Here is a 24,048-nt window from a genome sequence, read left to right as displayed (position 1 = left end):
CGGCTCCGCCTGCGCCGCAGCGGCTGGGTGGCGGGGCTGTTCGGGCTCGCGACCGCCGCCGGCGCCCAGCCGCTGGTGTTGCAGCCGTCGCTGACCCTGCTGGAGCAGTTGCCCCCCAGCCTGCGCGGGCAGACCCCGACGGTGGTGGAGGGCGAGCGCATCCAGGGCCAGACTGACGTCTACACCGCGGTCGAAGGCGGTGCCGTGCTGCGACGGCACGACCTGACGCTGCGCGCGGACCGGCTGGAACACACCGCCGCGGACGACACGGCGATTGCCAGCGGGCGAGTGCGCATCAACCGCCAAGGCAATGTGTACGAGGGCGAGCGACTGCAACTCAAGCTCGACACGTTCGAAGGCCGCTTCGACGCGGTGCGCTTCCAGTTCCTGCGCACCGGGGGGCAGGGCGAAGCCAGCCGGGTGGAGTTTCTGGACGAGAACCGGGCCATCGCCCACGATGTGCGCTACAGCACCTGCGAGCGCCCCCCCGGCGGGCGCTGGGCGCCGGCCTGGGCCGTGACGGCCGACCAGGTGCAGTTCGATCTGGCGACGGACACCGGCGTGGCCACCGGCGGGCGGCTGGAGTTCCAGGGCGTGCCGCTGCTGGCGGCGCCGTGGATCAGCTTCCCGCTGTCCGATGCGCGCAAGAGCGGCGTGCTGCCCCCGACGCTCAACCTGGACAACCGCAGCGGCTTCGAGACCACCGTCCCCTACTACCTGAATCTGGCGCCCAACCGCGATGCCACGCTCTACCCCACGCTCATGACCAAGCGCGGGCTGGATCTGGGCGGGGAGTACCGGTACCTGGAGTCCGCCTACGCCGGCCAGGTGCGCGCGGCCTGGATGGCCAGCGACCGCCTGCGCGACCGCGACCGCTGGGCGTATGCGGTGCAGCACCAGCAGGCGCTGCCCGGGCTGGCCGCGCTGCCCGGTGCCGGCCTGCGGCTCAACCTCAACCGCGTCAGCGACGACGATTACTGGCGCGACTTTCCGCGCACCAGCACCATCACCAACCTGGCCCAGCGGCTGCTGGCCAACGAAGCCGTGCTCAGCGGCGGGGCCGGCCCCTGGAGCTACAGCCTGACCGCCCAGCGCTGGCAGACGCTCGGGGCCTCGCGCACGCTGGTGCCGCTCAACTCCGAGCAGATCGTCGCCCCCTACGACCGGCTGCCGTCCGTGGCGCTGCGCTACCGCCCGGGCCGCTTTGCGCTGGGGGGCATCGACGGCTGGCGGCTGAGCGCCGATCTGGACGTGACGCGCTTTGCCACCGACCGGGTGCCGACCGTGTGGGACGGGGTTTCGGCCGGCGACCAGCGCACCGACCTGGACGGCACGCGCGCGCTGGGCATCGTGCGGCTGAGCCGGCGCTGGGAAACCCCCGGCTGGTATGTCGAGCCCAGCCTGCAGTGGCACGCGCGGCAATACCGGTTCGAGCAGGCGCTGGGCGACGGGCGCCGCAGTGTCGGCATCGCGCTGCCGACGGCCGCGCTGGATGCCGGGCTGGTCTTCGAGCGCCAGGCCACGCTGCTGGACCGGGCCGTGGTGCAGACGCTGGAGCCGCGCGTGCTGCTGGCCGCCACCCCCTACCGCGACCAGCGCCTGCTGCCGGTGTACGACAGCGCCGCTTACGACTTCAACCTCGCCACCATCTTCTCGCCCAACCCCTACGGCGGCAACGACCGCATCGCCGACCTGCGCACGCTGACCTACGGGCTGACGACGCGGCTGTACGCCCCGGACAGCGGCGCCGAACTGGCCACGCTGGGGGTGGCGCAACGCCTGCGCCTGCAAGACCAGCGGGTGACCCTGCCCAACGAAGGCGCGGCCGCCGAAGGGCGCAGCGACATCCTGATCGGCGCCACGGTCAACTGGACCCCGCAGTGGTCCTTCGGGGGCACCTGGCAGTACAACGTCGCGCGCCGGACCTCGGTGCGCACCCTGCTGTCTGCGCGCTATCTGCCTGGCCCCTACCGGGTGCTCAGCGCCGCCTACCGCAACAACGAGACCAGCACCGCGCGCAGCCGCCAGCTCGACCTGGGCTGGCAATGGCCCCTGGCCGCGCTGGGCGGCGACGGGACGCCGGCCGCCGTGCCGGGCCGGGCGCTCGGGCCGCAGCAGTGGTACGGGGTCGGCCGCGTCAACTACAGCTTCACCGACCGCCGCGTCATCGATCTGGTGGCGGGCTTCGAATACGATGCGGGATGCTGGATCGGCCGCGTGGTGCTGGAGCGGCTGCAGCAAAGCCGCACCAGCGCCAACCAGCGCATCCTGTTCCAGTTGGAGTTCTCGGGCTTCTCCCGCCTGGGCAGCAACCCGCTGCAGACCTTGCGCACGCAGGTGCCGCGCTACCAGTACCTGCGCGAGGACGTCAACCCGCCGAGCCGCTTCGAACGCTATGAATGAACCGACGCCGATCACCCGCGCCGCGGCCCACCTGCTGTGCGCCGTCCTGTGGATCGCTCCGCTGGCGGCGAGCGCCCAGCCGGCGGCCCCCGCCGCGCTGGCCACGGCCGACTACATCGTCGCGCTGGTCAACGGGGAGCCGATCGCCGCGTCCGAAGTGCGGGCGCGGCTGGCGCGCATCGACGTGCCCGCCAATGCGCCCGCCGCCCAGCGCGCAGCCCTGCCGCGCCAGGTGCTGGAGCAGCTCATCGACGAAAAGGTGTTGCTGCAGTCCGCCGCCGACGCCGGCATCCGGGTCGAAGACACCGCGGTGGACGCGGCCGAGGCCGAAGTCGCGCGCCGCAACGGGCTGAGCGTGGCGCAGTTGCGCGAGCGCCTGCCGCAAGCGGGGCTGACGCTCGCGGCCTTTCGCGCCAATCTGCGCAACGAGCTGACCCTGCAGCGCCTGCGCGAACGCGAGGAAGCCCGCGTGCGCGTGACCGAAGGCGACATCGACGCCTACCTGCGCCAGCACCAGGGCAGCACCGACCCGGCGCGCACCGTGCTGGAGCTGGCCCAGGTGCTGATCCCCGTGCCCGAGCAGGCCGACGCCGAGCAGGTGGCGCGCGCCCGCCAGACGGCCGAGGACGTCGCGCGGCGGGCCCGCAGCGGCGAGGACTTCGCCACCCTGGCGCGGCGCCTGTCCCAGGCACCCGAAGCCGCGAACGGCGGGCGCCTGGGGCTGCGGCGCGCGGACCGCTATCCCACGCTGTTCTGGGAGGCGGTGCGCGGCGCGCGCGCCGGCGACATCGTCGGTCCGCTGCGCAGCGGCGCCGGTTTTCACGTCCTGCGCGTCGTGACCAAGCGCGACGCCAACCTGCCCGAGCCGACCGTGACCCAGACCCGGGTGCGCCACATCCTGCTGCGCGCCACGGACGAGGCCGCGCAGCGCGCCGCCGCGGCGCGGCTGCAAGCCCTGCGCGAGCGCATCGTCAGCGGGCAGATCACCTTCGAGGCCGCCGCGCGCGAGGTCAGCGAGGACGGCTCGGCCCGCGAGGGCGGTGCCTTGGGCTGGGCCGCGCCGGGCCTGTTCGTGCCGGAGTTCGAGCAGGCGATGGACGCGCTCGCCCCCGGCCAGGTGTCCGCGCCGGTGCCCACGCGCTTTGGCGTGCACCTGATCGAGGTGCTGGAGCGGCGCGAGGTGGAGCGCAGCCCGCGCGAGATGCGCGAAGCGGTGCGCGCGCTGCTGCGCCAGCAAAAGGCCGAAGAGGCCTTCGAGGAACAGGTGCGCGAACTGCGCGGACGGGCCTACGTCGAATACCGCGAGCCGCCGCAGTGAACCCTCCGCGCCCCGACCCCAGCGGTGCGCACGGGCACCGCGCGCGCAAGCGCTTCGGCCAGCACTTTTTGAGCGATCCGGCCATCATCGACGCCATCGTGCGCGCCATCGACCCCGAGGCGGGTGACTGCATGGTGGAGATCGGCCCCGGGCTGACCGCCCTGACCCAGCCCCTGGTCGAGCGGCTGGGGCGGCTGACCGTGATCGAGCTGGACCGCGACCTGGCAGCCCGCCTGCGCCGCCATCCCCATCTGGAGGTGGTGGAGGCCGACGTGCTGACCGTGGACTTCGGCGCACTGGCCGCGCGCTGTGCCGCCGGCCCGGGCGCAGCGGCGCGCCGCCTGCGCGTGGTCGGCAACCTGCCCTACAACATCTCCACCCCCATCCTGTTTTACCTGCTGCGCTGGGCCGACCGGGTGCAGGACCAGCACTTCATGCTGCAAAAAGAGGTGGTGGACCGCATGGTGGCCGCTCCGGCCAGCGCGGCCTATGGCCGGCTGAGCGTGATGCTGCAGTGGCGCTACGCGATGGAGGAGTTGCTGTTCGTGCCGCCCGAGGCGTTCGACCCACCCCCGCGCGTGGACAGCGCCGTGGTACGCATGGAACCCTGGCCGCAGCCTGCGGCGCTCGACCCCGCGCTGCTGAAGGAGCTGGTGCAGGTGGCGTTTTCGCAGCGGCGAAAGCTGCTGCGCCACACCCTGGGTCGCTGGCTTGAGGAGCGGGGCTTCGGCGGCGCCTTCGACGTGCAGCGCCGCGCCGAAGAGGTGCCCGTGGCCGAGTACGTGGCCCTGGCCCAGGCGCTGGGGGCGCCCCGCTGATTCCGCCCCGGCCGCTGGGCACCAGGGCGGGGGTCGACCATCAGGCCGCGCTGAGCCAGTAGCCGGCGTTGAACGGGCTGCTCATGCGCAGCGCTTGCGGGCTGACATCCACCAGCTTGTCGGTCAACAGCGGCTCGTCGCTCGACTCCAGATCGGCCGGCTTGGGCGCACGCGCCACCGAGAACGAGTAGAAGCAACGGAACGGCACCTTGCGCTCGGCCCAGAAGTCCGCCACGTCGCGAAAAACGTCGAGCAGTTGCTCGCGTGCCTCTTTGTCGAACTTGGGGCTGGTGGGGATGTGCTCCAGCACGACGATGAAGCCCGTCTGTGGCCCCGACTTGTGCACCACGTCGGTCAGGCAGTCGTAGAGCGCATCCAGGTTCTTGCCGTTGTGCGGCGGCAGTTGATACTGCGCCGAGATCAGGTCTAGGATGTCCTGCTTGTTGAGCGCGGTGGCTAGATTGGCGTAGAGGAAATGGTGACCCAGCGCCTCGGCCGCGGCCTGCAGGTCCTTGACCGTGAAGGCGCGGATCGACTGGACGATATTGGTTCGTACGTTGCGCAGCGGATGTTCCATGGTCATCGGAGAAAGCGAAGAATCGATCTGGGACCTGCCGCCTCACGGGGCGATGCGGCGAAAACTGGCGTAGTGGTCGGCCGTGTAGTAGCAGGCGTCGGGGACGGTCGGCTGCCAGCCGCCGCAGACGATGCGGCGTGCGCCCCGGTGGCGCAGCCCGGGCGTGGGTACCGTGTACTCACGGTAGTACCCGCGTTTGTGGGCGGGCAGCAATCGCTCGCGGTTGAAGAACACCGTGCCGTCCTTGTCGTACGGGAACGGGCCCCCTTGGCGGATCAGGCGCATGACGGTGTGCGCTTCGCGCGGCAGGTCGGCCAGCGACACCTGCGCGATGCCCGGGGCATCCTGCAGAGGCGCTTCGGTCCGCGCGGCGGTGCCAGTCGCCCCCAGCAGGGCCAGGCCCAGCAGTCCGGCCGACAGCGCCGCACGCCACCCCCACCTACTTTGACGCACCCGATCCTCACTTGGGGTTAACCCTGGAAATCAAGCGCGCAAGTGTGCCTGAAGCGCCCCCGGATTGCAAGATCTTGACAACCCGGCGGCCTTGTGGTCTGAAACCCGTTGCCGGTGGCGTTCAGGCGTCGGCGGCCGCGTCGGTGGGCGCGTGGTGGGGCGTGCTCGGCGTGCCCACCGCGCGAGGACCGACGTTGGCCTCGGCCACCGTCAGCGCCGTCATGTTGACGATGCGCCGCACGGTCGCGCTGGCGGTCAGGATGTGCACCGGTTTGGCCACGCCCAGCAACATCGGTCCGATCGCGATGCCACCGCCGGCGGCGGTCTTGAGCAGGTTGTAGGCGATGTTGGCCGCGTCGATGTTGGGGCAGACCAGCAAATTGGCCTCGCCGGTCAGCGTGCTGCGGGGCATGATGGTCTGGCGCATTGTGGCGTCCAGTGCCACGTCGCCGTGCATCTCGCCGTCCACCTCCAGCCACGGGGCCTGCTCGCGCAGCAGCGCCAGCACCTGCCGCATCTTGACGGCGCTGGGCTGGTCGGACGATCCAAAGTTGGAGTGCGACAACAGCGCCGCCTTGGGCGTGACGCCAAAGCGCATGATCTTGCGCGCGGCCATCTGCGTGATTTCGGCGAGCTGCTCGGCACTGGGGTCGTAGTTGACGTGGGTGTCCACCAAAAAGACCTGCCGGCCGGGCAGCAGGATGGCATTCATCGCCGCGTAGGCATGGGCGCCCGGGCGCTTGCCGATGACTTGGTCGATGTAGTTGAGGTGCATGGGGCTGGTGCCCCAGGTGCCGCAGATCAGGCCGTGCACATCGCCGTGGCGCAGCAGCATCGCGCCGATCAGCGTGAGCCGGCGGCGCATCTCGATCTTGGCGATCTGCTCGGTGACACCGCGCCGCTCCATCAGGCGGTGATACTCTTGCCAGAGGGTGCGGTAGCGCGGGTCGTACTCGACGTTGACGACGTCGTAGTCGGCGCCCTCGCGCAGACGCAGCCCGAACTTTTCGATGCGCTGGGCGATGATGGCCGGCCGGCCGATGAGCGTCGGCCGCGCCAGCCCCTCGTCCACGACCACCTGCGCCGCGCGCAGCACGCGCTCCTCCTCGCCCTCGGCATAGGCCACTTTTTTGTGCGGGGCACGCTTGGCGATGGCGTAGACCGGCTTCATCAGCGTGCCCGACGCGAATACGAAGCTCTGCAGCCGCTCGCGGTAGGCGTCCAGGTCCGCGATGGGGCGCTGCGCCACACCGCTGCGCGCCGCCGCCTCGGCCACGGCCGGCGCAATTTTCATCATCAGCCGCGGATCGAACGGCTTGGGAATCAGGTACTCCGGCCCGAACGCCAGGCTCTCGCCCGCATAGGCCGCGGCCACCACCTCGCTTTGCTCGGCCTGGGCCAGCTCGGCAATGGCGTACACGGCGGCGATCTCCATCTCGTCGGTGATGGTGGACGCCCCGGCGTCCAGCGCCCCGCGGAAGATGTACGGGAAGCACAGGACGTTGTTGACCTGGTTCGGGTAATCGGTGCGGCCGGTGGCCATGACGGCGTCGTCGCGCACCGCGCGCACCTGCTCCGGCAGGATCTCCGGCGTCGGGTTGGCCAGCGCGAAGATGAGGGGCTTGGCCGCCATCTTCGCCACCATCTCGGGCTTGAGCACGCCGCCGGCCGACAGGCCTAGGAACACGTCCGCGCCCTCGATCACCTCGGCCAGGGTACGCGCATCGGTTTTTTGCGCAAACTGCGCCTTGTCGGGGTCCATCAGCTCGGTGCGGCCTTCGTAGACGACGCCGGCCAGGTCCGTCACCCAGATGTTCTGGCGCGGCAGGCCCAGCTTGACCAGCAACTGGATGCAGGCCAGCGCCGCCGCCCCCGCGCCCGAGGTGACGAGCTTGACCTGGTCGATGCGCTTGCCCACCACCTTCAGGCCGTTGAGCAGCGCCGCACCGACGACGATGGCGGTGCCGTGCTGGTCGTCGTGGAAGACCGGGATCTTCATGCGCTCGCGCAGCTTGCGCTCGACATAGAAGCAGTCCGGCGCCTTGATGTCCTCCAGGTTGACGCCGCCGAAGGTCGGCTCCAGCGCGGCGATGATCTCCACGAGCCGGTCGGGGTCTTTTTCGTTGATCTCGATGTCGAAGACGTCGATGCCGGCGAACTTCTTGAACAGCACCGCCTTGCCTTCCATCACCGGCTTGGCCGCCAGCGGGCCGATGTCGCCCAGCCCCAGCACCGCGGTGCCGTTGGTGATGACGGCCACCAGGTTGCCGCGGCCGGTGTAGCGAAACGCGTTGGCCGGGTCGGCGACGATCTCCTCGCACGGGGCGGCGACGCCGGGCGAGTAGGCCAGCGCCAGGTCGCGCTGGTTGTACAGGGGCTTGGTGGCGGCGACCGCCAGTTTGCCGGGGGTGGGGTGCTCGTGGTAGTCGAGCGCGGCGCGCTTGAGCTGCTCGCGTTTGTCCGAAGCGATTTCAGCCATGGGGGATCTCCTGACCGCCGCGCAGCCACCGGGGCGGGGACGAACGCGGCGCTGGCGCCACATTGTAGGAAGCCATGCCGCGCTTGCCGGCGCGGTGGCGGCAGCCGTGACCGGATCAGGGCGAATGGGGGCCCGGCTCGGGGGAATCATCCGAGTCGTCCGGCGGAGCGACGACCGCCCGGTCGCGGCCCGCCTGCTTGGCGGCGTACAGAGCGGCGTCGGCCAGGCGCAGCAGGCGCGGGCCGTCGTCGGGCCCGTGGGGCACCATGCTCCCCACCCCGGCGCTGACCGTCACCACCGGCGCCGTGGGGGAATCGGCATGGGGCAGCGCCAGCGCCCGCACCGCGGCCACGGCGCGCTCGGCGACCACGCGCGCGCCGGCGGCGTGGGTGTCGACCAGCAGGGCGACCAGTTCCTCGCCGCCGTAGCGGGCCAGCAGGTCGGGAGCGCGATAGACCTCGCCTTTGAGCGCCCGCGCCACCGCCTGCAAACAGGCGTCGCCGGCTTGGTGGCCGTAGCGGTCGTTGTAGCGCTTGAAGTGGTCCACATCGAACATCACGACCGCCAGCGGCCGCGCCTGCCGCGTGTGGCGCGCGATCTCCTCGCGCAGACGTTCGTCGAAATAGCCTCGGTTGGCAATGCCCAGCAGCCCGTCGATGCGCGAGAACGCCTCCAGCCGCCGGTTAGCCGCCTCCAGCTCGGCGGTGCGCTCGCGCACGCGCTGCTCCAGGCGCGCGTTGGCCTCCAGCAGGTCCTGGTTCTGCGCCGCCAGCACGTGGTAGAGCTGACCGACCATGCGCAGCAGATTGGCCACACGGCGGTCCAGCAAGCTCTCCTCCTGAGCCCAAGCGTCGGCCGGGTCAGCCCCGGCGTGGATGCGCGCGATCTGGCGCGCCATCGCTTGGTCCACCCCCATGATGTGTAGGCCCAGCCACGAGGTCAGAAAGCCCATCAGCGTGTCGCCCGGCTGACGCAGGTGGCCGCGCGCGTCCCACATCGAGCGCACCTGCTCGACGAACTCGTGGTGCAGGCGCGCGTGCAGCTCGCGGTGGCGCACATCCACGCCGGCATCGGCCATCAGGCGCTCCTCGTCCTCGAAATGCTGGCGCGCGTAGACGATCAGGTCGTCGAGGATGCGCTGCTGCTGGTCCGGGCTCAGCGCGCGGCCGTGGAACATCGCGCGGTTGAGCGTATTGAACAGATCCACCAGGTGGTGGTGCTGGGCATCGACTTCGTCCAGACCGGTCAGTAGCGTGGCGTCCCAGGCGAACACGTCGCCCGTGTGGGAGGATGCGTCGGGGGTGGGCATGAGGAACTTCGGTTTGCGGCAGACCGCTTCAGTATCGCGCAAGCCGGGCGGCCAGCTGCAGACGCGCGCGACGCCATCCGGTAATTCGTTCGGATTGAGGCGATCCGATGCCGACGGGGGAGTGATGCCGCAGCCACCGATCCACCGTGTCGAGCGCGGCGGCCAGCCCCGCCGTGGCGGCCGCCCCGAGCACGCGGCCGAGCAGCGCGCGCGTGACGGTGGCGATGACCGGCACGGCGAAGAACGCGAACACCAGCGCACCCTCGACGTCGGTGCCATCGGCCGCGCCGGGGCGGGCCGCGGCCGGTTCGGGTGGCGGCAGCACCTCGCCGGCCAGCGCGGCCAGAATCTGCTCGACGCCGGCCTGCAGCCCGCCGAAGAAGTCGCCCTGGCGGAAGTGCGGCACGATGGCGCGCTCGATGATGCGGCTGGCCAGCAGGTCCGGCAGCGCGCCTTCCACCGCCTTCGTGGTGGCGATGCGCACGCGGCGGTCGTCCTTGGCCACCACCAGCAGCACGCCGTCTCCGACGTCGCGCCGGCCGATCTTCCACGCATCGCCGACGCGCTGCGTGTAGTCGGTGATGTCCTCCGGCGCGGTGGTCGGCACCAGCAGCACCACCACCTGGCTGCCGCGCTCGCGCTCGAACGCCGCCAGCCGCGCCTCCAGCGCCGTGCGCTGCTCGGCGGTCAGGGTGCCGGTCAGGTCCATCACGCGGGCGGTCAGCGCCGGCACCGGCTGCAGGGCCTGCGCGAGCGCCGGCGATGCCCACGCCAGCAACACCATCAGCCAGACCCACGCCCGCCACGCGAGGCGGCGGCCGCCGTGCCCGCGCGGACCCTCACTCGGGGCCACGCCGGCCACGGCGCGCGGAGATCCGGCGGCGGCAGGCACGCCCGCGCCCCTCAGCGCCCCGGCGTGGCCGGGAATTCCACCTTCGGCGGCTGCGCCAGCGTCGCCTCGTCGGCGGGGGCAAAGCCCGGCTTGGGCGCGTAGCCGAACACCTTGGCCGTCAGGTTGGTCGGGAAGCTGCGCGCCAGCGTGTTGTAGCGCTGCACCGCCTGGATGTAGCGGTTGCGCGCCACGGCGATGCGGTTTTCGGTGCCTTCCAGCTGCACGCGCAGGTCGGCGAAGCCCTGGTTGGCCTTCAGATTCGGGTACTGCTCGGCCACCGCCAGCAGGCGCGCCAGCGCGCCGCCCAGCTCCCCCTGCGCGGCCTGGAAGCGCTGCAGCGCCTGCGGGTCCTGCAGCATCTCGGGCGTGACCTGGATCGCGGTGGCGCGGGCGCGCGCCTCGATGACGCGCGTCAGCGTCTCGCGCTCGAAGTTGGCCTCGCCCTGCACGGTGGCCACCAGATTGGGCACCAGGTCGGCGCGGCGCTGGTATTGGTTGAGCACCTCGGCGCAAGCGGCACTGTCCTCCTCGTCCAGGCGCTGAAACTCGCTGTAGCCGCAGCCGGGCAGCGCGGCGGCCAGCGGCACGGACGCAGCCCATGCCAGCCAGCGGCGGCGCATCGGGACGGCCGGCGAAGAGGTCGGTCATGGCGGTCGGCCCTCCCCGGCGGGCGGCAGCCCGCATGGCGCGCTTCATGCCACGGCGGTGCCGCCAGCGGGCGCCAGCCAGCCGCGCTGCGCCAGCGCCGCGCGCAGTCGGCGCGCGGTCTGTACCGCCTGCGGCCCGTCGCCGTGCACGCAGACGCTGTCGATCGGGGTGGGCAGCACGCGCCCGCTACGGGTAATGAGGCCGCCGGCCTGCAGCATCGCCAGCACGTGCGCCACCGCCTCCTCCGGGTCGTGCAGCACGGCGCCCGGCTCGCGGCGCGGCACGAGCTGGCCGTCGTCCTGGTAGGCGCGGTCGGCGAACACCTCGCGCAGCACCGGCTGGCCCAGCGCGAGCGCCGCTCGCTCCAGCGCCGAGCACGCGGGGGCCAGCAGCGGCAGCGCGGGGTCGTACGCGCGCACCGCCTGCACCACGGTGCGCGCCAACGCCTCGTCGGCGCAGGCCATGTTGTTGAGCGCCCCGTGCGGCTTGACGTGCGCGAGCCGCGCCCCCTCGGCGCGGCACACACCGGCCAGCGCGCCGATCTGGTAGATCAGCAGCGCCTGCAGTTCCTCGGGGTCGATTTCCATGCGCCGGCGGCCAAAGCCCTGCAGATCCGGAAAGCTCGGGTGCGCGCCGATGGCCACACCGCGCTCGCGCGCACGGCGCACGGTGCGGCGCATCACCAGCGGGTCGCCGGCGTGAAAGCCGCAGGCGACGTTGGCGCGTCCGACGACGGCCAGCAGCGCCGCGTCGTCGCCCATCGTCCAGGCGCCAAAGCTCTCGCCCAAATCGGCGTTGAGGTCCACGCAAGGGGTTCGGGGGGTCATGAGCCGTCCTCCAGCCCTGCCGGCGGGGCGTCGTCGAGCGCGGCGCGCAGCACGCCGCTGATCAGGTTGGCGCCGTACAGCCGCGACTCGTCCAGGTAACCGGGCGGGCGCCAAACCTGCCGCCGCGCCGCCCATGCGTCCCAGGCGGGCCGGCGGGCGTGCAGTGCTGCGTGCGCCTGCTGCAGCGTCACCGCCGCGAAGCGCAGCGGGCGCTGCGACGGCCAGCGCGCCAGCCGGCCCAGGTCGGCCTGGATGACGGTGGCAATCTTCGGGTAGCCGCCCACGGTCTGCGCGTCGGCCAGCAGCAGGATCGGCTGGCCGCTGGCGGGCACCTGGATCGCCCCCGGCGCCACGCCGTCGGAGACGATGTCGGCGTGCGCCGGGCTGGTGTGCGCCAGCGCTGGGCCGGCCAGCCGCATGCCCATGCGATCGCGCTCCGGCGTGAGGCGCCAGTCGGCCTGCACGAAAAGCGCACGCACCGCCGGGGTGAAGTGGTCGTCCTGCGGGCCCCAGAGGACGCGGATCGGGCCGTCGTCGTCCGGCAAGGGGTCGGCGCGGCGCTCCACGCCGGGGTCGGCGTCCGCCGCGGCGCACGGCAGCCGGTCGCCGGCGCGCAGGGCGCGGCCCTGCAGCCCACCCATCGCGGTGCGCTCGTGCGTGGCACGGCTGCCCAGCACCAGCGGCACGTCGAGGCCGCCCGCCACCGCCAGGTAGGCCAGCCCCTGTACCGCCCCCAGGCGCAGCGCGTCGCCGGGCTGCAGCGTGACGCTGCACCAGCCGGGCAACGGCTGCCGCGCGCCGGCGGCGCGCTCCACCGTCGCCGCCACGTCGCCCACCACCGCGACGCGCACCGCGGCGCCTTCCGCGCGCAGGCGCGGCCCCAGCAGGCGCAGCTCCAGCAGCGCCGCCTCGGGCGGGTTGTCCAGCAGCGCGTGGGCGGCGCGCGCCCACCACGGGTCCAGCGCCCCGGCCAGCGCCACGCCCCAGTGGCGCCGGCCGCGCCGGCCCAGATCCTGCACGGTGGTGCCGACGCCGCCGTCGAGCACCTCGAGCGCCGCGCTCACGCGGCAGCCTCCGCCGGCGCGTCGCACCAAGCGGCCACGTCCAGCGCCCCGCGTTGCACGGCCTGCCGCAGCCGCTCATACTCGGCGGCATCGATGGCGCGCCAGCGTACCACGTCGCCGCTGGCCAGCAGCGCCGGCGGGTCGCGGCGCAGGTCCCACAGCGGCGCCGGCGTGCGCCCCACTAGGTGCCAGCCGCCCGGGCTTTCCCACGGATAGACCGCGGCCATGGCGCCTGCCAGCGCGATCGAGCCGGCGGGCACCGCCTTGCGCGGCGTGGCCAAGCGCGGCACCTGCAACACCGCAGGCACCCCGGCCATGTAAGGAAAACCCGGCATGAAGCCGATCTGATACACGCGCAGTTCCGCCCCGAGCAGCCGCTCCACCACCGCGGCGGGGGTGAGCCCCTGGCGCGCCGCCAGCGCCGCCAGATCCGGCGCCAGCGCCGCATCGAAGCGCGCCGGCAGCGTCCAGCGCCGCCCACGCGGCGGCGCCGCGTCCGTCTGCTGCGCGAGCTGCAGCAGCGCTTGCCCCAGCGCGGCGCCGTCTGCGGCAAGCGGGTCGTAATGCACGCTCAGCGAGCGGAAGGTCGGCACCACGTCCTGCACCGCGTCCCAAGGTGGCGCGCCGCTGGCCTGCGCGGTGCGCACCGCCGCCTCCAGCGCCAGCACGCGCGCGTGCGTCGCCGGGTCGATCGCCGCGCCGAACTCCACCGCCCAGGCCGCATCGCCCAGCGGCAACAGGCGCGGCGCCGGGCTCAGCCCGCCATGCGCTGCGGCAGCCATGTCACCAGTTCCGGGAAGGCGGTCAACAGCACCACCGCCAGCACCATGATGAGAAACATCGGCACCGCGTGGCGGGCAAGCTCCGTCACCTGCCGCCCGGTCATGCCCTGCAACACGAACAGATTGAAGCCCACTGGGGGCGTGATCTGCGCCATCTCCACCACCACCACGACGAAGATACCAAACCAGATCAGGTCCAACCCGGCGGCCTGCACGGTCGGCAGCAGCACGCCCATCGTCAGCACGACGATCGAGATGCCGTCCAGGAAGCAACCCAGCACGACGAAGAAGAGCGCCAGCACCGCGATGAGCTGCCACGGCTGCAGCCCCAGCGAGCCGATCCACGTTGCCACGTGGCGCGGCAGGCCCAGATACCCCATCGCCAGCGTCAGGAACGCCGCACCGGCCAGGATCAGCGCAATCATGCAGTACATGCGCACCGCGCCGAGCAGGCTGTCGCGCAGCGTCGCCCAGGTCAGCGCGCGCTGCGCCGCGGCGATCCCCTGCGCGCCGACGACGCCGACCGCCGCCGCCTCGGTGGCGGTGGCGATGCCGGTGTAGATGGTGCCGAGCACCCCGCCGATCAGCAGCAGCACCGGCAACAGGTGACGGCTGGCGCGCAGCTTTTCCGCCAGGCTTGGCCGCTCCGTCTCCGGCGGGATGGCCTGTGGGTGCAGCAGCGACCACACGATCACGTAGCCCATGAACAGCGCCGCCAGCAGCAGCCCCGGCACGACGCCACCGACGAACAGGCGTGCGATCGACACCTCGGCCGTCACGCCATAAACGATCATGATGATCGACGGCGGGATCAGCAGCCCGAGCGTGCTGGCACCGGCCAGCGTGCCCAGGCTCAGCGCATCCGGATAGCCGCGGCGCTGCAGCTCCGGCAGCGTCATCTTGCCGACCGTGGCGCAGGTGGCCGCCGACGAGCCCGACACCGCCGCAAACAGCGTGCTGCCCAGGATGTTGGTGTGCAGCAGCCGTCCCGGCAGGCGCTGCAGCCACGGCGCCAGCCCGCGGAACAAATCCTCCGACAGCCGGGTGCGGAACAGGATCTCGCCCATCCAGATGAACAGCGGCAGCGCCGTCAGCGTCCACGACGAGGCCGAGCCCCAAATGGTCAGCGCCATCGCGTCGCCGACCGAGCGCTGGGTAAACAGCGCCATGCCGATCCAGGCCACACCGATCAACGCCAGGCCAATCCAAACCCCGGCGGCCAGCAGCAGCAGCAAGGCGCCGATCAGCACCCCGGTGATGAGCCAGTCCATGCTCGTGTCCCCCGCGCCGTCATTCGATGCGCGCAGGCTCGTCGCCCGGCGCAGCAGGCGCGGGCTGGCCGCGAAGGTGTTCAACGAATTGCACCGCCAGCGCCAGCACCAGCAGCAGGGTGCCTACGGCCATACCGAGCTGCGGAATCCACAGCGGCGTGGCGTCCAACCCAGTGGAGATGTCGTGGAAGGCGTGGCTCTGCCACACCAGCCGCAGCGAGAACCACGCCAGCCCGCCGGCCAGCGCCAGGCCCACCGCGTGCACCGCCAGCTCCACCGCGCGCCGCGCCGGCACCGGCAGGCGCTGCAGCACCAGCATCACGCGGATGTGCTCGCCGCGGCGCAGCGTCGGCGCCAGCGCCAGGAACGCCGCTGCGGCCATGCAGTAGCCGGCGTAGGCGTCCGAGCCGGGCAGCGCCAGCGCGGGCCAGAGCCGCCCGGCGATGCCGAGCAGCACCATCGCCAGCGTGCCGATCAGAAAACCCGCCGCCAGCCAGGCGGCGAGGTCGAACAGGCGGTTGAGGGCCTTCATCGCGGGCTCGGGCACGTCGCCGTCACTTGCGGTAGATGGCCAGCACCGCCGCGCCTTCGGCCCCGGCCTGGCGCGTCCACTCCTCGATCATCGTCTCGCCGATTTTGCGCAGGTCGGCCTGCAGCTGCGGCAAGCCCTTGCTCACCGTCATGCCGTTCTTGCGCAGCTGCTCCAGGTACCAGGCGGTTTTCTCCTCGCTCTCGCGCCAGCCGCGCACCTCGGCGTCGGCGGCGGCCTTCAGCAGCGCCTGCTGGGTGGGCTTGTCCAGCGCGTCGAACGCCCGCTTGGAGACGAACACCACATTCTTGGGCAGCCACGCCGCCACGTCGTAGTAGTACTTGACCTGCTCCCACACCTTGCTGTCGTAGCCGGTGGCGCCGGAGGTCATGAAGGCGTTGACCGCGCCGGTGGCCAGCGCCTGCGTCAGCTCGGCGGCCTGGATCGTCACCGGCTGCGCGCCGACCAGCTGCGCGATCCGACTGGTGTTGGGGTTGTAGGCGCGCCACTTGGCGCCGCGCAGGTCGGCGGCCGACTCGACCGGCTTGGCGCTGAAGATGCCCTGCGGCGGCCACGGCACTGCGTACAGCACCTTCAGCCCCTGCTTGTCCAGCGCGGCCTCGATGGCCGGGCGCGACGCCTGCCAAAGCTTGCGCGCGTCGCCGTAGCTGGTGGCCAGGAATGGGATCGAGTCGATGCCGAACAGCGGGTTCTCGTTGGAGAAGTTGGAGATCAGCACCTCGCCGATCTGCGCCTGGCCGCTCTGCACGGCGCGCTTGATCTCCGGCGCCTTGAACAGCGAGCCGTTCTCGTGCACGGTGATCGAGAGCTTGCTGCCGGTCGCACGCTCGACGTCCTTGGCGAACATCAGGATGTTGGCGGTGTGGAAGTTGCCGGCCGGGTAGGCGGTGGGCATGTCCCACTTGACGCTCTGGGCGGCGGCGGTGGCATGGGCCAGCGTCAGCGTGGCGGCGGCGGCGAAGGTGGCGAGGGTGGCACGCATCGGACTCTTTCCTGTGACGACGGAAAAGCGGAAACCGAGGAACCGCCGCGCCCAGCGCGGTCGGTGCTCGAACGGTAACAGCACGTCGATAAAACGTCAACGTTTTATTAACGTCACATCGCCATGGTTTACCCTGCATGCCCGGGTAAACACGCGCGGCCAGGGGTAGGATCGGCACCATGACACGCGCTAGCTCTTCCGTTCGCCCTTCGTCCCGCGCCGACCCCGCCGCTGCGCTGCCCACTGTCGAGCCCCCCTCGCCGGACCGGCCGATCGTCTCGTCCGCGCACCTCGTCTCCGAGAAGTCGCCGGAGCTGTCGGAGTTCGAGTTCGGCCTCATCATCGCCGCGCACGCCTTCAACCGCTGGCTGATCCGCTGCATGGGCGCCGCCGGCGTCAAGGACATGACGCCCACCGACGTGCTGGTGCTGCACCACATCAACCACCGCCACACGCCGAAGCGCCTGTCGGACATCGCCTTCGTGCTCAACATCGAGGACGCGCACGTCGTTTCGTACTCGGTGCGCAAGCTGCAGGGCATGGGGCTGGTGGCCGGCACCAAACGCGGCAAGGAGGTGTTCTACGCCACCACCGATGCCGGCCATGCGCTGTGCCTGCGCTACCGCGCGGTGCGCGAGGCCTGCCTGATGCCAGGCTTCTCCGGGACGGAGGACGAAAACCAGCGCCTGGCCGAGGTGGCGCGCACGCTGCGCCAGCTCAGCGGCCGCTACGACCAGGCCGCCCGCGCCGCGACCGCCTACTGAGCCGTGACGGGCGCAGTGGTCACAGCGGTGACCGGCCCCGACCCATCCGGCTCGATCAATCGCCCATCCTGCAGGTGGATCTGCCGGTCGCAGCGCGCTGCCAGCCCGGGGTCGTGCGTGACGATGAGGAAGGCGATGCCCTCTTCGTGGTTGAGCTCGCGCAGCAGCGCGAACACCTCCTGGGCGGTGTGGGTGTCGAGGTTGCCGGTCGGCTCATCGGCCAGCACCAAGCGCGGGCGGTTCATGAGCGCGCGCACGATGGCCACGCGCTGCTGTTGCCCGCCCGAGAGCTGCACCGGGCGCTTGTGCGCATGGGCGGCCAGCCCCGTGCGCTCGAGCAGCGCGCGGGCCCGGCGACGGTCGTCCGCGCTCAGGCGCCCGCGCCCGGCCAGCACGGGCATCAGCACGTTTTCCTCGGCGCTGAAGGCGGGCAGCAGGTGATGGAACTGAAACACGAAGCCCAGATAGCGGTTGCGCAGCACCGTGCGGGCGGCGTCCGACGCGGCGTGCACCGGCTCGCCCGCCAACCAGATCTCACCGTCCGAGGGGGCCTCCAGCAGGCCCATCAGATTGAGCAGGGTCGATTTGCCGGAGCCGGACGGCCCCACCAGCGCAGCGAACGCGCAGGCCCTCAGCGTCAGGTCGATGCCGTGCAGCACCTCCACCACCGGGGAGGCGCCGCCACCGTAGCGTTTGCGCACGCCATGCAGGCGCAGCACCTCAGCCACGGATGGCCTCCACCGGATCCAGGCGGGACGCGCGCAGCGCAGGCAACCATGCGGCCAGCACCCCCACGGCGGTGGCCAGCACGGCGGTGGACACGAACAGCTCCGCCTCCAGCACGATGGGGAACAGCGGGCTGCCGTCCGCATTGCGGGCGATGCGGGTGAAGCCGACCGCCAAAGCGCCGCCCAGCCCCGCGCCCAGCAGCGACCCGCCCAACCCGACGATGCCGCCCTGCAGCAGGAACACCCCCAGTATGCGGAGCCGCGGCGTGCCCATGGCGCGCAGGATGCCGATCTCGCGCTGGCGCTGCACCACCGACACCACCAGCACGCTGGCGATGCCCAGCGCCACGGCCACCGTGACGAAGGCGCGGATCATGATGCTAGAGGCGCTCTGGCTGCGCAGCGCTGTAACCAATTGGCCGTTGGCCGCCTGCCAGCTGTCGGCCATCAGCCCGGTCGCGCGGCGCAGGTCGGCGGCCAGGGCCTCGGCGTCGAACAGCCGCTCGGCGCGCACGTCGATTTCGGTGACCTCCAGCCCATAGCCCAACAGGCTCTGGGCGTCGCGCAGCGGCAGCAGCACGCGCCGGCGGTTCAGGTCCTGGATGCCATAGTCCAACACCCCCGCCACGCGCACCGAGAGCGACTCGCCCGCGGCCGACTGCAGGCGCAGACGGCTGCCGGGGGTCAGGCCCAGGTCTGCCGCCAGCTCGGTGCCGACCAGGGCCTCACCCGCCTGCAGCGCGAGCGCGCCGGCCCGCAGCTTGTCATCCAGTCGGATGACCTGCTGGTAGCCCGCCAGCTCCACCCCCAGCAGCGAAACCGCCTTGCGTACGCCACCCTGCTGCGCAACCCCCGGCCCCACCGCCAGCGCCGCGGCCGCCGCCACCCCTGGCACCGCGCGCACCGTGGCCAGCACGGCGGCGGCATCGGCCACGGTGGCTTCGCGCTGCGTGCGCTTGCGCACATCGGCGAGGGTGACCACGCCATCGGCCGACTCCCAGGCGCGCTGGTTGACGCGCTCGGCCGGCCGCAGCACCACATGCGCCTGGGCCGAGAGCGTGCGGTCGATGATGTTGGCCTGCAAGCCATTGATGATGGCGGTGATGTAGACCACCACCGCCACGCCTACGGTGACGCCGCCGAGGATGAGCGCGGTCTGAAACCGCCCGTCGCGCAGCAGCCGCCACGCGACCGTCCAGACGAACCTCATGACCGGACCTCGACGCGCGCCCCCTCGGCCAGCGCCGGGGCCGGATCGATGACCACGGCCCCGGCGGACAGTCCCCGGCGCACGGGCAGCCAGCCATCGAGGGCCGGGTCGGTCTCGACCGCCTGCCACCGCACACGCCCGTCCACCACGACGGCAGCGCGGCCGCCGCGCAGCGCGGTCAGTGGCAGCAACAGGCGCGGCTTCGGTGCGCCGGTGATGATTTCCGCCGACACGGTCATGCCCGGCAGCAGCCGCGAGGCGTCCTCGGTCGGGATCAGCTCCACCTCCACCGTGCCGCGCGCGCCATCCACCTGTGCGGCCAGGCGCTGCACCCGCGCCGCGATGCGCTGGTCGGGCCAGGCGTCGGCCCGCACCGCGGCGGGCTGGCCCACTGCCAGCGCGCCCAGATCGCGCTCGTCCAGATCCAGCAGGATGCGGGGCGTGCCCGCCACCGCAAAGCGCAGCAACGCCTTGCCGGGGGTGACGCCATCGCCCACCTCCACCAGTCGCGCCAGGAGCACGCCATCGGCGGGCGCGCGCACCGTCGCCTGAGCGCGCCGAGCGCGGGCCTGCTCCACCGCCGCCTCGGCCTGATCGAGCCGCCGGCGCGCGGCATCCCGGGCCCGGTCGGCCGCATCCAGGGCCGCCGCGCTCAAAAACCCCTGGCCGTGCAGCTCGCGCTGGCGCTGCCATTGGCGCTCGGCCTCGGCCCATTGCCCGCGGGCGTCCTCGCGCTGCGCCTCGGCCTGGGCCAGCGCGGCCTGCCACTCGTCGGCCTCCAGCGCCACCAGCAGCGTGGCGGCGCGCACCGCCGTACCCTCGGCCACCGGGGTGGCGACGACGCGGCCGGTCAGGGTGCTGGCCAGCGTCGTCTCGCGGGCAGAGGCCACGCGGCCCGTGGCCACCACCGAGGTTTGCACGGGCCGCTCGGCCAGGGTGAAGGTGCGCACGGGCGTCGGGCGCTGCGCCCACAGCACCGCCCCCGACACCAGCGCGACCGCCGCGCCCAACAGCCCCCACCGGATTCGTCTTGCCATGCCTGCCCTTTCGCCCGCCCGGCCGCGCGCCGTGTCACCCGCGATGTCACGCCTCGACGTCGGGCCTTGGGCGTTTGTCTTTGACGCTTGCGATTGTGCCCGCTGCGTGCTCATCGCGCGGCGGACGCGGGGATGACAGGGGCATGCGGGTTCTTACAATCCCGCTGCCGTATCGCAACCGGCGACCGAACCGGCCGGGCCGCGGCAATGTCTTCACCCCCTCCCCTCCGGAGCCGACATGCAATTCCTCCGCTTCTCCGATCTGTGCGCGCGTGGCGAGGTGCGCGGCAAGCGCGTCTTCATTCGTGCCGATCTCAACGTGCCGCAGGACGACGACGGCCGCATCACCGAAGACACGCGCATCCGCGCCTCGGTGCCCGCGATCCAGATGGCCCTGGACGCCGGCGCGGCGGTCATGGTGACGTCGCACCTGGGGCGGCCGATCGAGGGCGAGCCGCGCCCCGAAGACACGCTGGCGCCGGTGGCCCAGCGCCTGGGCGAGCTGCTGGGCCGGCCGGTGCCGCTGATCACCGACTGGGTGGACGGGGGCTTTGCGGTTGCGCCGGGCGAGGTGGTGCTGCTGGAAAACTGCCGCCTCAACAAGGGCGAGAAGAAGAACAGCCCCGAACTGGCCGCCAAGCTGGGCGAACTGTGCGACATCTTCGTCCACGACGCCTTCGGCACCGCGCACCGGGCCGAGGCCACCACCTACGGTATCGCCGAAACGGCACCCATCGCCTGCGCTGGGCCGTTGCTGGCCGCCGAGATGGACGCCATCGGCCGCGCGCTGGAAAACCCCCGCCGCCCACTGGTGGCGATCGTCGGCGGCTCCAAGGTCAGCACCAAGCTCTCCATCCTCAAGACGCTGGCCGCCAAGGTGGATCAACTGATCGTCGGGGGCGGCATCGCCAACACCTTCCTGCTCGCGGCGGGCAAGCGCATCGGCGACTCGCTGGTCGAGCCCGAAATGGTGCGCGAAGCCCAGCAGGTGATGGATCTGATGAAGGAGCGCGGTGCCGAGGTGCCGCTGCCGGCGGACGTGGTGGTGGCCGACGAGGTCTCGTCGCTGGCGCGCGCCAACCGCGTGTCGGTGGACGAGGTCGGCCCGCACGATCGCATTCTGGACATCGGCCCCAAGAGCGCGGCGCGGCTGGCCGACATCATCGCGCACGCCGGCACCATCGTCTGGAACGGGCCACTGGGCGTGTTCGAGTACGACCAGTTCGCCGGCGGCACCAAGATGCTGGCCTCGGCGATCGCGCACTCGGATGCGTTCTCCATCGCCGGTGGCGGCGATACGCTGGCGGCGATCGCCAAGTTCCACATCACCGACCGCGTGGGCTACATCTCCACCGGCGGCGGCGCCTTTCTGGAGGTGCTGGAAGGCAAGACGCTGCCAGCCTTCGAGGTGCTGCAGCGCCGCGCTCAAGGCTGAGCGCCGGCGAGCGCGGGCGGGGACGGGGTGGGGCTGGCCACCGTGCTGCGCCCCGCCCGCGCGAGCAGATCAAGGGTGGCGCGAATGTGCGCCTCCAAGGCCAGAGCAGCCCGGACCTCGTTGCCCTCCAGCGCCGCCTCGTAGATCTGGCGGTGCTCAGCGTCCACGTCCCGGCCCTGAGCGGCGTGTAGTGCGATTGCCTGGCTGCGGTAGCGTTCGCCGTGCCGAGCCAGCACGCGCCACACGCGCAAAGTCCATGGCGAAGGGCGCCCAGCGATGAGCACTTCGTGAAAACGCGCGTTGAGCGCCTCCCAGCGCTTTCGGTGCTCGGGGCTGACGGGACAGGCACTCAACTCTCGGTAGGCCGCCGTTAAGGCCGTGGTGCCGCTGATGAAGCGCGCCAAGATTTCGGCGCTGCTGCTGCCGGGCATCGGCACGGTCGATCATCTGCGCATGGCGCACGACATCGGGGTACACACCATCCGCGTGGCCACCCACTGCACCGAAAGTGATGTGGGTGAACAGCACATCAAGCTGGCGCGCCAGCTCGGCATGGACACGTTCGGCTTTCTGATGATGTCGCACATGGCCAGCCCCGAGCGTCTGGTCAAAGAGGCCAAGCAGATGGAGGGCTACGGCGCCAACTGCATCTACATCACCGACTCGGCCGGCTACATGCTGCCCGACGACGTCAAGGCGCGTATCGGCGCCGTACGCACGGCGCTCAAGCCCGAAACGGAACTTGGCTTTCACGGCCACCACAACCTGGCGATGGGTGTGGCCAACAGAATCGCGGCCATCGAAGCTGGCGCCAACCGCATCGACGCCGCCAGCGCCGGCTTGGGGGCCGGCGCTGGCAACACACCGATGGAAGTGCTGGTGGCGGTGTTGGACCGTATGGGTGTTGAAACGGGGGTCGATGTGTGGAAGATTCAGGACGTGGCTGAGGACCTCGTCGTGCCGATGATGGACTTCCCGATCCGCATCGACCGCGACGCGCTGACGCTTGGCTACGCCGGCGTTTACGGCAGCTTCCTGCTGTTTGCCAAGCGCGCCGAAGCCAAATATGGCGTGCCGGCACGGGACATCCTGGTCGAGCTGGGTCGGCGCGGCATGGTGGGCGGTCAGGAGGACATGATCGAGGATACCGCGCTCAGCATGGCCAAGGCACGCGGTCTGCTCCCCGCCAAGGCGGCTTGAAGGAGACGCCGATGACCCTCGACGACGCCACCCTCGGTCGCTTGGCCGAACACCTGGAAACCTGTCAACTGCAGGCGCGGGATACCCTCAAGATCACCGATGATTACCCCGACATGGATTGGGAGGATGCCTATGCCGTCCAAGACCGTATCTTGCAACGCAAGTTAGCGCGCGGCGCGCGGGTGGTCGGGCTGAAATGTGGTCTGACCTCGCGCGCCAAGATACAACAGATGGGTGTCACCGCGCCGGTGTTTGGCTTCCTGGTCGACGAATTCGCCGTGGCCGAAGGCGCCATGGTGCGCACCGCCGAGCTGATCCACCCCGAAGTCGAGCCGGAGATCGCCTTCGTGCTCAAGCATGAATTGCGCGGCCCTGGCTGCCACGTCGGCGCGGCATTGGCCGCCACCGACTTCGTTCTGCCCGGCATCGAGGTCATCGACAGCCGCTACCGCGACTTCAAGTTCGACCTCAAGAGCGTGATCGCCGACAACACCTCCGCAGCACGCTTCGTGGTCGGAGGCCGTGCGCTGCCGGCGGCCGATGTCGACTTGCGGACCTGCGGCGTGGTGCTGGAGAAAAACGGGCAATCCGTGGCGCTGGGAGCGGGAGCGGCGGTCTTGGGACACCCCGCTGCCGCCGTAGCGGCGCTGGCCAACCACCTCGGGCGGCGCGGCCACAGCATCCCCGCGGGTTCGCTGATCCTGTCCGGAGGTGTCACCAAAGCCGTCGCCGTAGCCCCGGGCGACCACGTCTGCCTGCGCGTGCAAGGAATGGGCCAAGTCAGCCTGCGTTTCAACTGACCTGACATCCAAGGAGTCCGCCATGCCGTTCGCCCAAATCTACATGCTCGAAGGCCGCACGCCGGAGCAGAAAAAGGCGGTGATCGAAAAAGCCACCCAGGCGCTGCACGAAGCGACCAACGCCCCGAAAGAGACCATTCGCGTCTGGATCCACGAAATGCCCAAGGAAAACTGGGGCATCGCCGGCGTCGGCGCCAAGGATTTGGGACGCTGACCGTGGTGGCCCGCCGTCGGCCATCAGGCGGTGGTGGGGTAAGCGGTCTGAGCGACCGGCCGCGCTTCGGCGGCAGGCCGTCGTTGGGGGCGCGCCCACGCACGCTCGTGGAAGAAGTACGCCACCGCCTGCACCGTGGGTTCCAGCAAGCTCAACGTCAGGGCAGCCAGCCAGCTGCCGGTGACGGCGTAGGCCACCACCATGGCCACCGTCACGTGCATGACGTAATAGGTAGCTGTCGCATCCCGGATGATCACATAATACCCAGCCGCCGTGGATACCTGCTG

23 protein-coding genes and 2 pseudogenes are annotated in these 24,048 nt (G+C 71.4%); 8 read left to right on the top strand and 17 right to left on the bottom strand.

Annotation, left to right across the window (positions count from 1 at the left end):
* From V7026_RS06125 to rsmA, 3 genes are all read left to right on the top strand, one after another.
* Window positions 1–2,403, top strand: a 2,403-nt coding sequence (locus tag V7026_RS06125; RefSeq protein WP_334154482.1) for an LPS-assembly protein LptD, incomplete at its 5' end; no start/stop codon positions are given.
* Window positions 2,396–3,721 (top strand): peptidylprolyl isomerase, encoded by a 1,326-nt coding sequence (locus tag V7026_RS06120; RefSeq protein WP_334154481.1) that lies wholly within the window; start codon window positions 2,396–2,398, stop codon window positions 3,719–3,721. The genes V7026_RS06125 and V7026_RS06120, both read left to right, overlap by 8 nt.
* Entirely contained in the window at window positions 3,718–4,539 is an 822-nt protein-coding gene (gene rsmA, locus V7026_RS06115; RefSeq protein ID WP_334154480.1) for a 16S rRNA (adenine(1518)-N(6)/adenine(1519)-N(6))-dimethyltransferase RsmA, read from the top strand. The genes V7026_RS06120 and rsmA overlap by 4 nt, the downstream gene beginning before the upstream one ends.
* Window positions 4,540–4,720: 181 nt before the next feature.
* On the opposite strand, the pseudogene V7026_RS06110 reads toward rsmA, so the two are convergent.
* The 12 genes and pseudogenes from V7026_RS06110 to V7026_RS06055 all read right to left on the bottom strand — a co-directional run.
* Window positions 4,721–5,122: pseudogene (locus V7026_RS06110) on the bottom strand (barstar family protein); the annotation flags it as partial.
* A 36-nt stretch (window positions 5,123–5,158) separates the two neighbouring features.
* Complete coding sequence (locus V7026_RS06105) at window positions 5,159–5,569, bottom strand: ribonuclease domain-containing protein (protein ID WP_443082321.1); 411 nt, start codon at window positions 5,567–5,569, stop codon at window positions 5,159–5,161.
* A gap of 121 nt (window positions 5,570–5,690) precedes the next feature.
* A complete protein-coding gene (locus V7026_RS06100; RefSeq protein ID WP_334154479.1) occupies window positions 5,691–8,048 on the bottom strand; it encodes an NADP-dependent malic enzyme in 2,358 nt (785 codons plus the stop codon).
* A 115-nt stretch (window positions 8,049–8,163) separates the two neighbouring features.
* Complete coding sequence (locus V7026_RS06095) at window positions 8,164–9,357, bottom strand: GGDEF domain-containing protein (protein ID WP_334154478.1); 1,194 nt, start codon at window positions 9,355–9,357, stop codon at window positions 8,164–8,166.
* A gap of 28 nt (window positions 9,358–9,385) precedes the next feature.
* Window positions 9,386–10,249, bottom strand: coding sequence for a TPM domain-containing protein (locus V7026_RS06090; RefSeq protein WP_334154477.1), 864 nt, complete (start codon window positions 10,247–10,249; stop codon window positions 9,386–9,388).
* An 11-nt stretch (window positions 10,250–10,260) separates the two neighbouring features.
* Complete coding sequence (locus tag V7026_RS06085; protein ID WP_334154476.1) at window positions 10,261–10,869, bottom strand: LemA family protein; 609 nt, start codon at window positions 10,867–10,869, stop codon at window positions 10,261–10,263.
* A gap of 72 nt (window positions 10,870–10,941) precedes the next feature.
* Window positions 10,942–11,724, bottom strand: coding sequence for a LamB/YcsF family protein (locus V7026_RS06080; RefSeq protein ID WP_334154475.1), 783 nt, complete (start codon window positions 11,722–11,724; stop codon window positions 10,942–10,944).
* Window positions 11,721–12,788, bottom strand: a complete 1,068-nt coding sequence (locus V7026_RS06075) for a biotin-dependent carboxyltransferase family protein (RefSeq protein WP_334154474.1) — start codon at window positions 12,786–12,788, stop codon at window positions 11,721–11,723. Before V7026_RS06075 ends, V7026_RS06080 begins: the two co-directional genes overlap by 4 nt.
* A complete protein-coding gene (locus V7026_RS06070; protein WP_334154473.1) occupies window positions 12,785–13,570 on the bottom strand; it encodes a 5-oxoprolinase subunit B family protein in 786 nt (261 codons plus the stop codon). Before V7026_RS06070 ends, V7026_RS06075 begins: the two co-directional genes overlap by 4 nt.
* Entirely contained in the window at window positions 13,543–14,841 is a 1,299-nt protein-coding gene (locus V7026_RS06065) for a TRAP transporter large permease (protein WP_334154472.1), read from the bottom strand. The genes V7026_RS06070 and V7026_RS06065 overlap by 28 nt, the downstream gene beginning before the upstream one ends.
* Window positions 14,842–14,860: 19 nt before the next feature.
* A complete protein-coding gene (locus V7026_RS06060) occupies window positions 14,861–15,373 on the bottom strand; it encodes a TRAP transporter small permease (protein ID WP_334154471.1) in 513 nt (170 codons plus the stop codon).
* Between the two features lie 22 nt (window positions 15,374–15,395).
* Window positions 15,396–16,373, bottom strand: coding sequence for a TRAP transporter substrate-binding protein (locus tag V7026_RS06055; protein WP_334154470.1), 978 nt, complete (start codon window positions 16,371–16,373; stop codon window positions 15,396–15,398).
* Between the two features lie 179 nt (window positions 16,374–16,552).
* Between V7026_RS06055 and V7026_RS06050 the strand changes: the two genes are divergently transcribed.
* Window positions 16,553–17,137, top strand: a complete 585-nt coding sequence (locus V7026_RS06050; RefSeq protein WP_334154469.1) for a winged helix DNA-binding protein — start codon at window positions 16,553–16,555, stop codon at window positions 17,135–17,137.
* Here the strand turns inward: V7026_RS06050 and V7026_RS06045 are convergent.
* From V7026_RS06045 to V7026_RS06035, 3 genes are read right to left on the bottom strand one after another with little or no spacing between them, the layout of a single operon-like run.
* Window positions 17,131–17,865 (bottom strand): ABC transporter ATP-binding protein, encoded by a 735-nt coding sequence (locus V7026_RS06045; protein ID WP_334154468.1) that lies wholly within the window; start codon window positions 17,863–17,865, stop codon window positions 17,131–17,133. The genes V7026_RS06050 and V7026_RS06045 overlap by 7 nt on opposite strands.
* Window positions 17,858–19,075 carry an ABC transporter permease gene (locus V7026_RS06040; protein WP_334154467.1) on the bottom strand — a complete coding sequence of 406 codons (1,218 nt, stop codon included), beginning with the start codon at window positions 19,073–19,075 and terminating at the stop codon, window positions 17,858–17,860. Before V7026_RS06040 ends, V7026_RS06045 begins: the two co-directional genes overlap by 8 nt.
* Complete coding sequence (locus V7026_RS06035; RefSeq protein WP_334154466.1) at window positions 19,072–20,112, bottom strand: efflux RND transporter periplasmic adaptor subunit; 1,041 nt, start codon at window positions 20,110–20,112, stop codon at window positions 19,072–19,074. Before V7026_RS06035 ends, V7026_RS06040 begins: the two co-directional genes overlap by 4 nt.
* Window positions 20,113–20,350: 238 nt before the next feature.
* Here V7026_RS06035 and V7026_RS06030 point away from each other — a divergent pair, with 238 nt between their 5' ends.
* Complete coding sequence (locus tag V7026_RS06030) at window positions 20,351–21,547, top strand: phosphoglycerate kinase (RefSeq protein WP_334154465.1); 1,197 nt, start codon at window positions 20,351–20,353, stop codon at window positions 21,545–21,547.
* On the opposite strand, the gene V7026_RS06025 is transcribed toward V7026_RS06030, so the two are convergent.
* A complete protein-coding gene (locus V7026_RS06025; RefSeq protein WP_334154464.1) occupies window positions 21,538–21,978 on the bottom strand; it encodes an FCD domain-containing protein in 441 nt (146 codons plus the stop codon). The genes V7026_RS06030 and V7026_RS06025 overlap by 10 nt on opposite strands.
* Between V7026_RS06025 and dmpG the strand changes: the two are divergent.
* The 3 genes and pseudogenes from dmpG to V7026_RS06010 form a co-directional block, all read left to right on the top strand.
* A pseudogene (dmpG, locus tag V7026_RS06020) lies at window positions 21,923–22,747 on the top strand (4-hydroxy-2-oxovalerate aldolase); the annotation flags it as partial. The gene V7026_RS06025 and the pseudogene dmpG sit on opposite strands and share 56 nt — an antisense overlap.
* 11 nt (window positions 22,748–22,758) lie before the next feature.
* Window positions 22,759–23,547, top strand: a complete 789-nt coding sequence (gene dmpH / locus V7026_RS06015) for a 2-oxo-3-hexenedioate decarboxylase (protein WP_334154463.1) — start codon at window positions 22,759–22,761, stop codon at window positions 23,545–23,547.
* A gap of 22 nt (window positions 23,548–23,569) precedes the next feature.
* The gene (locus tag V7026_RS06010) at window positions 23,570–23,761 is read left to right on the top strand and encodes a 2-hydroxymuconate tautomerase (protein WP_334154462.1); all 192 of its coding nucleotides are present in this window, start codon (window positions 23,570–23,572) and stop codon (window positions 23,759–23,761) included.
* A gap of 23 nt (window positions 23,762–23,784) precedes the next feature.
* On the opposite strand, the gene V7026_RS06005 is transcribed toward V7026_RS06010, so the two are convergent.
* Window positions 23,785–24,018 carry a DUF2061 domain-containing protein gene (locus V7026_RS06005; RefSeq protein WP_334154483.1) on the bottom strand — a complete coding sequence of 78 codons (234 nt, stop codon included), beginning with the start codon at window positions 24,016–24,018 and terminating at the stop codon, window positions 23,785–23,787.
* Window positions 24,019–24,048: the final 30 nt, after the last annotated feature.

Source organism: Tepidimonas sp., from assembly GCF_036825565.1.
In the GTDB taxonomy this organism is placed as follows: domain Bacteria; phylum Pseudomonadota; class Gammaproteobacteria; order Burkholderiales; family Burkholderiaceae_C; genus Tepidimonas.
This window is presented reverse-complemented; position numbering and strand designations above follow the sequence as displayed.

Excerpts from the sequence above, each read along its gene's own strand:
- V7026_RS06120 (WP_334154481.1), top strand. The coding sequence starts at position 2,396 with ATGAATGAACCGACGCCGATCACCCGCGCCGCGGCCCACCTGCTGTGC.
- V7026_RS06100 (WP_334154479.1), bottom strand. The coding sequence starts at position 8,048 with ATGGCTGAAATCGCTTCGGACAAACGCGAGCAGCTCAAGCGCGCCGCG.
- V7026_RS06095 (WP_334154478.1), bottom strand. The coding sequence starts at position 9,357 with ATGCCCACCCCCGACGCATCCTCCCACACGGGCGACGTGTTCGCCTGG.
- V7026_RS06085 (WP_334154476.1), bottom strand. The coding sequence starts at position 10,869 with ATGCGCCGCCGCTGGCTGGCATGGGCTGCGTCCGTGCCGCTGGCCGCC.
- V7026_RS06080 (WP_334154475.1), bottom strand. The coding sequence starts at position 11,724 with ATGACCCCCCGAACCCCTTGCGTGGACCTCAACGCCGATTTGGGCGAG.
- V7026_RS06070 (WP_334154473.1), bottom strand. The coding sequence starts at position 13,570 with ATGGCTGCCGCAGCGCATGGCGGGCTGAGCCCGGCGCCGCGCCTGTTG.
- V7026_RS06065 (WP_334154472.1), bottom strand. The coding sequence starts at position 14,841 with ATGGACTGGCTCATCACCGGGGTGCTGATCGGCGCCTTGCTGCTGCTG.
- V7026_RS06060 (WP_334154471.1), bottom strand. The coding sequence starts at position 15,373 with ATGAAGGCCCTCAACCGCCTGTTCGACCTCGCCGCCTGGCTGGCGGCG.
- V7026_RS06055 (WP_334154470.1), bottom strand. The coding sequence starts at position 16,373 with ATGCGTGCCACCCTCGCCACCTTCGCCGCCGCCGCCACGCTGACGCTG.
- V7026_RS06050 (WP_334154469.1), top strand. The coding sequence starts at position 16,553 with ATGACACGCGCTAGCTCTTCCGTTCGCCCTTCGTCCCGCGCCGACCCC.
- V7026_RS06040 (WP_334154467.1), bottom strand. The coding sequence starts at position 19,075 with ATGAGGTTCGTCTGGACGGTCGCGTGGCGGCTGCTGCGCGACGGGCGG.
- V7026_RS06035 (WP_334154466.1), bottom strand. The coding sequence starts at position 20,112 with ATGGCAAGACGAATCCGGTGGGGGCTGTTGGGCGCGGCGGTCGCGCTG.
- V7026_RS06030 (WP_334154465.1), top strand. The coding sequence starts at position 20,351 with ATGCAATTCCTCCGCTTCTCCGATCTGTGCGCGCGTGGCGAGGTGCGC.
- V7026_RS06025 (WP_334154464.1), bottom strand. The coding sequence starts at position 21,978 with ATGCCCGGCAGCAGCAGCGCCGAAATCTTGGCGCGCTTCATCAGCGGC.
- dmpH (WP_334154463.1), top strand. The coding sequence starts at position 22,759 with ATGACCCTCGACGACGCCACCCTCGGTCGCTTGGCCGAACACCTGGAA.
- V7026_RS06010 (WP_334154462.1), top strand. The coding sequence starts at position 23,570 with ATGCCGTTCGCCCAAATCTACATGCTCGAAGGCCGCACGCCGGAGCAG.